We start from the raw sequence: 4,468 nt of genomic DNA, 5'->3' as shown, positions 1-4,468 counted from the left end.
CGCCGGGCGCGGGCTCGCCCGGGACACCGACCGGCGCATCGCGCGCCCTGTCCCCGCGCCCGGCCCCTGCCCGCGACGGCGCCGCGCGGGCCGCGACCGCCCGGGCGCGCCGCCGGTCAAAACAGCTTCCAGAACACGAGGATCATGAGCCCGTAGGCGGCGATCAGCAGCGCGGCGCCCTGCAGGTTGACCCGGGTCCGCCGCGCCGGATCCGGCGTCAGCCACCAGCCCAGCCGCTTGGCCGTCCAGGGCACCATCAGCGAGGTGAGCAGCACGCTGAACACGTTGCCGATGAACAGGGCGACCGGGAAATCCACCTTCAGCATGCCGGCCAGGATCGGCGCGCCGACCAGGACGCCCCACAGGAACACGGTCGGGTAGAGGGTCAGCACGACGATCATGTTCATCTTCCACGCCGCGGGCGCGCCCTCTCCGGGCGGCGCGACGTTGCGGAACCACTGCTCGAAGCCGCTCTGCACCGTCCGCGCGTGGAATTCCGCGGTCATCGGCGCCGCCTCGGCGACCAGGGCCCGCCGCTCGGGCGAGTCCATCCAGGTGCGCAGGTTCGCCTCGCTGTCGAAGCGCAGGATCGCGACGTAGTCCTCCTGCACTCCCGGCACGGCCGGCTCGAACCGGTAGCCCTGCATGCCGGGCGCCCGCGACTGCGCGGCCGCGATCTTCTGCTCCCACCGGAGGTAGGCGGCCTCCATGCCGGGCTTCACGCGGGTGCTGATCACCGCGCTGACCGGCGTGGTCCGGGCCGCGCTGGCGTCGTCCTTGACGATGTGGACGTCGTCGCGGCCGACGAGCATCGGCGTGGCGCCCTGGATGCGGGCCTGCCGCTCGGGGGAGGCCATCCAGGTCTTGGCCTGCTCCAGGCTGTGGAACCGCTGCACGATCACCCAGTCCACCTGCAGCGGCGGGCGCGGCGGGATCAGCTGCTGCTCGATGAAGCCCGGGAAGGCCGCGACGACGGCGCTGGTGTCGACCTGCCAGCGGGCGAAGGCGTCCGCGCTCTCCGGCCGGATGGTTGTCTGCGTCACGATGCTGACGGACGATGTGGCACCGCTCATGAACCGACGCGCTTCCGTTGCACGGCTGCCCTCACTCGCGCGTTCGCGTCGCGCGGCCCCCGGCGCCGCGCCCGGTCTCCGCCCGGTCATCGCCCGGCGGGTCCGGGGCGGTGCCGAGAGGCGCCACCTCCGGCGGCCGGGACGCCCGGTCCGTGGACCGCGGCACCGAGGCGGCAGCGGACCCGCGGGGATCTGCCGCTCACGGAACACGAGGATAAACAGCCGAAGATTGATCTTGCATCCAGCGCCGGCCACTCCATTGGCAGCGCCGCTCTGCATGCCTGTATCAGCGGGCAATCTTCGATCGGAGTCAAGACCTCAGCGCGGAGGTCGAGTATTTTAATTGTAAATACAGCACGTTCTCTACGACGATCGTCTTTTAAGCGGAAACGCTGGCACGATATTTATCTTACGCGCGCGCGGCCCGGAACGGCGGACTTTTCCGGTGCCCGCTCCGCCCGAGCCCCGCCGAGCTGGGACGGAGCGACAATGAAAAAACGGGGCGGAGACGATCGTCGCCGGGCGCGGCGCAGGATGTGGCGCAGGGTGTGCAGCAGGGTCGGGGCGGCCTGCCATGGCGGGACGGATTATTTCTTGTCCGTCCGTCTCAGCCGGGGCGCCGCCGTCCCGATCAGGAGCCGCCGCCGTGACCGCGACGCGCCGGATGTGCTGCTCGGATGGAGCCGGAGAGCCTGATCGATCGTCTCTTCACGGCCGTTTTATTGCATTTCCCTATATTTACAATTCGACTGCCGGGGATCGCGGGCCGGCGTTGACGCGGCACTTCCGCCCCTGTCTATTCTGTCGCCAAGCCGCGCGTAGCCGCTCGTTACTGGCTGACGAACATGCGTTTCGCCGGACGCACGGTTTCAGCGGAACGTCCCGACCCGCGCGCGGCCCCGTCGCCGATCCTGCCCGCGCGGCTCGACGGCGGCCGCGCACCGTGACAGCCCGCACCGCTCGGCCGGACCGCGCGGCGGCATCGCTCAACCCGAAGCCAATGCTGGCCGGCCGACCCGGAGTTGTTAAGCACGCCGCGCGAAGTCTAGTGCGGTCCGACACAACAATCGGGACCGCCCCTCGATTAGTAAGTCTCCGCGGTTCATAGTCTCGACCAACCGACCCGTTTCGCGACGACAGAGGTTCCAATGTCTGACAACCACGAAAAGTTCATGGCCCGGGCGATCGCCCTGTCGGAGAAGACGTCGCTGGTCGACAGTGCCGGCGGGGTGTTCGGCTGCGTGATCGTCCAGGACGGCGAGATCATCGCCGAGGGCGCCAACCGCGTCGTCGCCGAGAACGACCCGACCTGGCACGGCGAGATCGAGGCGATCCGGAAGGCCTGCAAGGCGCAGGGCAGCTTCAAGCTCCGGAACGCGACGCTCTACACCAGCGCCGAACCCTGCCCGATGTGCATGGCGGCCGCCTACTGGGCCGGCGTCAAGAACGTCTACTACGCGGCGCAGGTCGAGGACGCGCTGGAATACGGCGGCTTCGACGACAGCATGATCTACGCCGAGCTCAAGAAGGACGTCGCCGAGCGCTCCATCCCAACCCAGCAGATCATGCGCGAGGAGGCCGTCGAGGTCTGGAAGAAGTACGCCCAGAAGGCGGACCGCGTCCCCTACTGAGGGCCGGATCGCGAGATCGGCCGTCCTGCTCCGCCCGCTCAGGCCGCGTCGCCCGAGCGGGCCTCCACGCCCGCGCAGTGCCCAGTCATGAATGCTGAGACCTTGAGGACGGCCTGCAAGGGCCCGGTCATCGACGCGGGCGACCCGCAGTTCCGGGAGGCGCTTCACGGGAACCTGTGGAACAGGCTGATCCCCGACCGGGCGCCGCAGATGATCGTCAAGGCGGCCGACGAGGACGACATCGTCGCCACCGTGAAGTTCGCCCGCGCGCACGGCCTCAAGGTCGTCGTCCGCGGCGGAGGCCACAACTGGTGCCAGCCGACCCTGCGCAACGGCGGGATCCTGATCGACCTCGGGAGCCTCGACAGGATCCTGTCGATCGATGTCGCGCAGCGCCGGGCCGTCATCCAGCCGATCGTCAGCAACCGCGACATCCAGAAGGCGCTCAACGCCCACGGACTCGCCTTCCCGACCGGCCACTGCCCCGAGGTCAAGGCGAGCGGCTACTTCCTCGGCGGCGGCATGGCCTGGAACCCCACGGTCTGGGGCTACGGGACCGAGAGCCTCGAGGCGATCGAGCTCGTCACCGCCCAGGGCGAGCGGATCCGGGCCAGCGAGACCGAGAACCCGGACTTCTTCTGGGCCGCGCGCGGCGCCGGCCCGGGCTTCTTCGGGATCGTCACGAAGTATTTCCTCAAGCTCCACGCGCTGCCCAGGGCCATTCACGGGAGCGAGTGTTTCTATCGCCTCGAGGACGCGCCGGCCGTCGGCACGTGGCTCGGCGAGGCGGCGCCCACGATCGCGCCGAGCGTCGAGCTCACCCAGTTCCTCGTGAAGGCGCCGCCCGCGCTGGCCGAGGCGGCGGCGGACCGGAACGGCTGGGTCTGCATGGTCACCGCCACCGCCTTCGAGGACACCCCGGAGGCGGCGCGGCGCGCGCTGGCGCCGCTGGATGACGCACCGGTCGCGCCCCTGTCGAGCGCGCGGGTGACGCCCCTCGACTTCGAGCAGCTGTTCGACGCGTCCGGCGCGCTCTTCCCGGAGGGCATGCGATCCCGGGTCGAGGCCGCCTTCTCCAATCACAGCCCCGGCGCGGTGATGGCGGCCATCCTGCCCCTGTGGCAGCGGGCGCCTTCGGCGACCTCGGTGTTCCTGTCGACGATCTTCTGCGGACCCGACGTCCCGGGGCCGCAGCGGAACATGGCCCGCTCCATGACCGCGAAGGTCTATGGCGGCCCCTGGACCATGTGGCACGCGGCGGACGACGATCAGGCCAACGCCGCCTGGCATCGGGCGGTGATCGCCGCGCTGAAGCCGCTCAACGTCGGCTACTACATCGGCGAGACCAACACGGTCGAGCAGCCCGAGATCGTCGCCCAGGCGTTCACCCCCGAGAAGTGGCAGAGGCTGTGCGCGCTGCGCGACGCGCACGATCCGGACCGCGTGTTCTTCGACTATTTCGACGGTCTCCGCTGAGCCGCGGCGCGGTCACGTCGGCGTGTCGGTCGCGTCCCAGGGCGTTTCGCGATCGTTCTGGAAGCCGGTCAGCCAGTTCAGCGCGACGTGGCGCTCCGCCACGACGTCGCCGTTGAGCCCCGCCAGGGTCGCCCCCTTCTGCCGCGCCTGCCGGACGACCCAGTGCGCCCGCCACGCGCGGTCCAGCGCCTCCAGGATCTCGCCGGGCGGCCGCAGCCGCGCGGCGTCGGCCGCGCCCGCGGCCCCGGGGGGCGGGGCGGCCGCCCGGCCGAGCGCGGCGGCGGGGAC

Annotated in this window: 4 protein-coding genes; 2 read left to right on the top strand and 2 right to left on the bottom strand. The window is 70.5% G+C overall.

Annotated elements, in window-relative coordinates:
• Positions 1-116 precede the first annotated feature (116 nt).
• Entirely contained in the window at positions 117-1,073 is a 957-nt protein-coding gene (locus ACLBYE_RS29795; RefSeq protein ID WP_447696921.1) for an antibiotic biosynthesis monooxygenase, read from the bottom strand.
• Between the two features lie 1,148 nt (positions 1,074-2,221).
• On the opposite strand from ACLBYE_RS29795, the gene ACLBYE_RS29790 reads away from it, so the two are divergent.
• A complete protein-coding gene (locus ACLBYE_RS29790) occupies positions 2,222-2,704 on the top strand; it encodes a nucleoside deaminase (RefSeq protein WP_076728275.1) in 483 nt (160 codons plus the stop codon).
• Between the two features lie 87 nt (positions 2,705-2,791).
• On the top strand, positions 2,792-4,180 hold the full coding sequence (locus ACLBYE_RS29785; protein ID WP_447696920.1) for an FAD-binding oxidoreductase: 1,389 nt from the start codon (positions 2,792-2,794) through the stop codon (positions 4,178-4,180).
• A gap of 12 nt (positions 4,181-4,192) precedes the next feature.
• On the opposite strand, the gene ACLBYE_RS29780 is transcribed toward ACLBYE_RS29785, so the two are convergent.
• A partial coding sequence (locus tag ACLBYE_RS29780; protein ID WP_447696919.1) for a DUF4272 domain-containing protein occupies positions 4,193-4,468 on the bottom strand: 276 nt, incomplete at its 5' end.

This window comes from Methylobacterium sp. A52T (genome assembly GCF_053346095.1).
Note: the sequence above shows the minus strand (reverse complement) of the source record. Positions and strands in the feature narration are given on the sequence as shown.

What these genes read in the sequence shown, in the direction of transcription:
- ACLBYE_RS29785 (WP_447696920.1), top strand. Translation starts at nt 2,792, where the DNA reads ATGAATGCTGAGACCTTGAGGACGGCCTGCAAGGGCCCGGTCATCGAC.
- ACLBYE_RS29790 (WP_076728275.1), top strand. Translation starts at nt 2,222, where the DNA reads ATGTCTGACAACCACGAAAAGTTCATGGCCCGGGCGATCGCCCTGTCG.
- ACLBYE_RS29795 (WP_447696921.1), bottom strand. Translation starts at nt 1,073, where the DNA reads ATGAGCGGTGCCACATCGTCCGTCAGCATCGTGACGCAGACAACCATC.